The 3,902-nt window shown below is 70.4% G+C and carries 4 protein-coding genes; all 4 read left to right on the top strand.

Annotated elements, in window-relative coordinates:
* Positions 1–228 precede the first annotated feature (228 nt).
* Complete coding sequence (locus tag AOK18_RS26085; RefSeq protein WP_055571779.1) at positions 229–1,296, top strand: glucose-1-phosphate thymidylyltransferase; 1,068 nt, start codon at positions 229–231, stop codon at positions 1,294–1,296.
* Positions 1,293–2,282 (top strand): dTDP-glucose 4,6-dehydratase, encoded by a 990-nt coding sequence (gene rfbB, locus AOK18_RS26080; RefSeq protein ID WP_055695934.1) that lies wholly within the window; start codon positions 1,293–1,295, stop codon positions 2,280–2,282. The genes AOK18_RS26085 and rfbB overlap by 4 nt, the downstream gene beginning before the upstream one ends.
* Positions 2,279–3,166, top strand: a complete 888-nt coding sequence (gene rfbD / locus AOK18_RS26075; protein WP_055695933.1) for a dTDP-4-dehydrorhamnose reductase — start codon at positions 2,279–2,281, stop codon at positions 3,164–3,166. Before rfbB ends, rfbD begins: the two co-directional genes overlap by 4 nt.
* Positions 3,153–3,902 (top strand): class I SAM-dependent methyltransferase (locus AOK18_RS26070; protein ID WP_055695932.1); only part of this gene is annotated, 750 nt, incomplete at its 3' end. The genes rfbD and AOK18_RS26070, both read left to right, overlap by 14 nt.

The raw sequence follows: 3,902 nt of genomic DNA, 5'->3' as shown, positions 1-3,902 counted from the left end.
TGATGCGGTGCGGTCCGGGCCCGGCCTGCCCGGACCGCACCGCATCAACCCGTCTCCTGTGCAAGGGTGTTGACGCACGGGCCCGTCCCGGGCCGACGGCCCCATGTGGCGTGAACCGGCGGTCACTGGCCGAAAACACCGTGACCGGACGGGCCCGCTCGGGAATTTCGCGATAAACCGTCAAAGCAAGTGACGTTCCGCGTGCCGCACACCACTATGGTGAGACAGATGAAGGCTCTCGTGCTGTCCGGCGGTGCCGGCACCCGGCTGAGGCCGATCACCCACACCTCGGCGAAGCAGTTGGTCCCCGTGGCCAACAAGCCCGTGCTCTTCTACGGGCTGGAATCGATCGCGGACGCCGGCATCACCGACGTCGGAATGATCGTCGGCGACACGGCCGAGGAGATCGAGAACGCGGTGGGCGACGGATCGAAGTTCGGCCTGCGCATCACCTACATCCCCCAGGAACGGCCCCTGGGGCTCGCCCACGCCGTGCTGATCGCCCGCGACTGGCTCGGGGACGACGACTTCGTGATGTACCTCGGCGACAACTTCATCGTCGGCGGCATCACCGGGCTCGTCGACGAGTTCCGCCGGCACCGGCCCGACGCCCAGATCCTGCTCACCCGCGTCGCCGACCCCCGCTCCTTCGGCGTCGCCGAGCTCGACGCGAGCGGACAGGTGATCGGCCTCGAGGAGAAACCCGAGCGTCCCAAGAGCGACCTCGCCCTGGTCGGCGTCTACCTGTTCACCCCCGCCGTCCACGACGCGGTGCGCGCCGTCAAGCCCTCCTGGCGCGGCGAACTCGAGATCACCCACGCCATCCAGCACCTGATCGACTCCCGCGCCGACGTGCGCTGCACGGTCATCCACGGCTACTGGAAGGACACCGGCAACGTCGTCGACATGCTGGAGGTCAACCGGTCGGTCCTCGAAGGGATCGAGCGCCGGATCGACGGCGAGGTGGACGAAGCCTCCGAGACCATCGGCCGGGTGGTGGTCGAGGAAGGAGCCCGCATCAGCAACTCGCGCATCGTCGGCCCCGTCGTCATCGGCGCCGGCACGGTCGTCGGCGACTCCTACGTCGGGCCCTTCACCTCCGTCGCGGAGAACTGCCGGATCACCGACAGCGAACTCGAGTTCTCCATCGTGCTGCGGGACTCCTCGATCGACGGGGTCCGCCGCATCGAGTCCTCGCTCATCGGCCGCCACGTCGAGGTGACCCCGGCCCCCAGCGTCCCCAGCGCCCACCGATTCGTCCTCGGAGACCACAGCAAGGTGCAGATCCACACATGAACCTCCTCGTCACCGGAGCCGCCGGCTTCATCGGCTCCCGCTACGTCCGTACGCTGCTCGCCGCCGACGCGCCCGACGCCGCCGACGCGCCGAGGATCACGGTGCTGGACGCCCTCACCTACGCCGGCACCCTCGACAACCTCGAACTCGACCACCCCCGGCTGAAGTTCGTCCACGGCGACATCCGCGACGCCGACCTCGTCGGCAAACTGACCGCCGAGGCGGACCAGGTGGTCCACTTCGCCGCCGAGTCGCACGTCGACCGCTCCATCCTCACCGCCTCCGACTTCGTCCTCACCAACGTGCTCGGCACCCAGGTCCTCCTCGACGCCGCCCTGCGCCACGGCGTGGACACCTTCGTGCACGTCTCCACCGACGAGGTCTACGGATCGATCGCGTCGGGCTCGGCGACCGAGGAGTACCCGCTCGAACCCAGCTCCCCGTACTCCGCCTCCAAAGCCTCCTCCGACCTGCTGGCCCTCGCCTACCACCGCACCCACGGCCTGGACGTCCGCGTCACCCGCTGCTCCAACAACTACGGCCCGCACCAGTTCCCCGAGAAGGTGATCCCGCTCTTCGTCACCAACCTCCTCGACGGAGCGAAGGTCCCGCTCTACGGCGACGGCCTCAACGTCCGCGACTGGCTGTACGTCGACGACCACTGCGCCGGCATCGACCTCGTGCGGACCCGGGGCAGGGCCGGCGAGGTCTACAACATCGGCGGCGGCACCGAACTCACCAACAAGGACCTCACCGGCCTCCTCCTCGAAGCCTGCGGCGCCGGCTGGGACCGGGTCGAGCACGTCGAGGACCGCAAGGGCCACGACCTGCGCTACTCCGTCGACTGGACCAAGGCCCGCGACGAACTCGGCTACCGCCCCCGCCACGACTTCACCACCGGTCTCGCCGAGACCGTCGCCTGGTACCGCGACAACCGTGCCTGGTGGGAGCCGCTCAAGCAGCGCGTCGGCGGAGGAAAGCCGTGAAATGGCTGATCACCGGTGCGGGCGGAATGCTCGGCCGGGACACCGTCGACGAACTGACCCGGCGCGGCGAACAGGTGACCGGCCTCGACCGGGCCGCCCTCGACATCACCCGGGCCGAGGCCGTCGAGCGCGCGCTGGCCGAGCACCGCCCCGGCATCGTGGTCAACTGCGCCGCGTACACCGCCGTCGACGACGCCGAGACCGACGAGGAACGCGCCACCCTGGTCAACGGCGACGGACCCCGCCTGCTGGCCCGCGCCTGCGCCGCGCACGGCGCCCGGCTGATCCACGTCTCCACCGACTACGTCTTCTCCGGCGACGCCCGCACCACCCCCTACCCCGAGGACCACCCGACCGGCCCGCGCACCGCCTACGGCCGCTCCAAGCTGGCCGGCGAACGCGCCGTGCTGGAGGAACTGCCCGGCGCGAGCGCCGTCGTGCGCACCGCCTGGCTGTACGGAGTCCACGGCACCAGCTTCGTGCGGACGATGATCGGTCTCGAGGCCCGCCGCCCCACCGTCGACGTCGTCGACGACCAGCGCGGGCAGCCCACCTGGAGCGCGGACGTCGCCGCCCGCATGGCCGACCTCGGTCCCCGCGTCGGCGACGGCGTACACGGCGTCCTGCACGCCACCAGCTCCGGCGAGGCCACCTGGTACGACCTGGCCCGGGAGGTGTTCCGGCTGATCGGCGCCGACCCCGACCGGGTGCGGCCCACCACCGGAGCGGCCTTCCCCCGGCCCGCGCCGCGCCCCGCGTACAGCGTCCTCGCGCACGACCGCTGGCAGGACATCGGCCTGCCGGCGCCGCGCGACTGGCGCGTCGCCCTGCACGAAGCACTGCCCCGCATCCGCAAGGAGAGTCCCCTTCGTGAAACGCCATGAGTTCCTGCGCGCCCTGCACAAGGCCAGCGCCAACCGCAACTACCTGGAGATCGGCGTCAACGACGGCCGCAGCCTGCGCCTGTCACGCGTCCCCAGCATCGCGGTCGACCCCGCCTTCAAGGTCGTCTCGGAACTGAAGTGCGACGTCCACCTGGTCAAGGCCACCAGCGACGACTTCTTCGCCCGCGACAACCCGCTGGCCCACCTCAAGGGCGGCCGGCACCCGCTGCGCAACCTCCGCCGCGGCCGCAGCCCCGTCGGACACTGGCGGCGTACCACGCTCGACCTGTCCTTCATCGACGGCATGCACCTGTTCGAATACGCCCTGCGCGACTTCATGAACGTCGAGAAGCACTCCGACTGGTCCAGCGTGATCGTCCTGGACGACATGCTGCCGCGCAGCGTCGACGAGGCCGCCCGGGACCGCCACACCACGGCCTGGACCGGCGACGTCTACAAGATCACCGAGGTGCTGGCGCGTTATCGCCCCGATCTGGTGACGATCCTCGTCGACACCCAGCCCACCGGCCAGCTCGTGGTCTTCGGTGCCGACCCGGACAACACCGTGCTGCACGACAAGTACGACGAGATCATGGCCGAGTACAAGGTGCCCGACCCGCAGAAGGTGCCCGAGACGATCCTGGAACGGGCCGGCGCGGTGCCCCCCGAGGCGCTGGTCGAGGCCGGTTTCTGGCGTCCGCTCGTCCAGGCCCGCAACCGCGGCCTGTCGCGGCGC

The sequence above is a fragment of the Streptomyces prasinopilosus genome (assembly GCF_001419695.1).
GTDB classification, from domain to species: Bacteria; Actinomycetota; Actinomycetes; order Streptomycetales; family Streptomycetaceae; genus Streptomyces; species Streptomyces prasinopilosus.
The sequence above is the reverse complement of the archived record's forward strand: the minus strand, read 5'-3'. Positions and strand labels throughout refer to the sequence as shown.

What these genes read in the sequence shown, in the direction of transcription:
- AOK18_RS26085 (WP_055571779.1), top strand. Translation starts at nt 229, where the DNA reads ATGAAGGCTCTCGTGCTGTCCGGCGGTGCCGGCACCCGGCTGAGGCCG.
- rfbB (WP_055695934.1), top strand. Translation starts at nt 1,293, where the DNA reads ATGAACCTCCTCGTCACCGGAGCCGCCGGCTTCATCGGCTCCCGCTAC.